1 protein-coding gene is annotated in these 1,292 nt (G+C 63.9%); it reads left to right on the top strand.

The features are described 5' to 3' along the window. Window positions 1-1,292, top strand: a 1,292-nt coding sequence (locus tag EOA60_RS33395) for an NAD+ synthase (protein ID WP_128312640.1), incomplete at both ends; no start/stop codon positions are given.

The raw sequence follows: 1,292 nt of genomic DNA, 5'->3' as shown, positions 1-1,292 counted from the left end.
TTGCGAAAGGGCGGCGCGGGATTTCGCGGCGGACACCGCCGATGGCGGTCCTGGCGTCATCATCGGCACGCCGCTGAAGCGCCGGACCGGCACGCATAACTCCATCGTCTTCGCCGATCGCGGCAAGATCATCGCCGAGCGCTACAAGCTCGACCTGCCGAACTATGGCGAGTTCGACGAGAAGCGCGTTTTCCAGGCCGGGCCGGAGCTGCAAGGGCCGGTGAATTTCCGCGGGGTGCGCATCGGTGTCCCGATCTGCGAGGACATCTGGGGCGACATCGCCGTCTGCGAGACGCTGGCCGAGAGCGGCGCCGAGATCCTGCTTGTGCCGAACGGCTCGCCCTACTACCGCGCCAAGATCGACGTCCGCCACCAGGTGGTGATCCGTCAGGTCATCGAATGCGGATTGCCGATGATCTACGCCAATCAGCTTGGTGGCCAGGACGAACTCATCTTCGACGGCGCCTCCTTCGCCATCGGCGCGGACAAGACGCTTGCCTTCCAGATGAGCCAGTTCGAGGAAGCGGTCGACGTCACCACCTGGAAGCGAAGGGATGGCATCTGGGTCTGTTCCGAAGGCCCAATGTCGAAGATTCCGGAGCGGGAGGAGGCCGACTACCGGGCCTGCATGCTGGGCCTGCGCGACTACGTGAACAAGAACGGCTTCAAGAACGTGGTGCTCGGCCTCTCCGGCGGCATCGACTCCGCGATCTGCGCTGCACTGGCGGTCGACGCGCTTGGCGAGGAGCGGCTGCGCACCGTCATGATGCCCTATCGCTATACCTCGAAGGACTCGCTGAAGGACGCCGAGGATTGCGCCCGCGCGCTCGGCTGCCGTTACGACATCGTGCCGATCTCCGAGCCGGTCGAAGGTTTCCGGCATGCGCTGACCCAGCTCTTCGAGGGCACTCAGGAAGGTATCACCGAGGAAAACCTGCAGAGCCGTGCGCGCGGCACGATCCTGATGGCGATCTCGAACAAGTTCGGTTCGATGGTCGTCACCACCGGCAACAAGAGTGAGATGTCGGTCGGCTACGCCACCCTCTATGGCGACATGAATGGCGGCTTCAACCCGATCAAGGACCTCTACAAGATGCAGGTCTATGCGCTGGCGCGCTGGCGCAACGCGCATGTGCCGCCGGGGGCGCTCGGCCCATCGGGCGAGGTCATTCCGAAGAACATCATCGATAAGGCGCCGTCGGCGGAGCTGCGCGAAAACCAGACCGACCAGGATTCGCTGCCGCCTTACCCGGTGCTGGACGACATTCTCGAATGCCTGGTCGAGCACGAGA

The organism is Mesorhizobium sp. M1A.F.Ca.IN.020.06.1.1 (genome assembly GCF_004023265.1).
Classification (GTDB): Bacteria; Pseudomonadota; Alphaproteobacteria; order Rhizobiales; family Rhizobiaceae; genus Mesorhizobium.
This window is presented reverse-complemented; position numbering and strand designations above follow the sequence as displayed.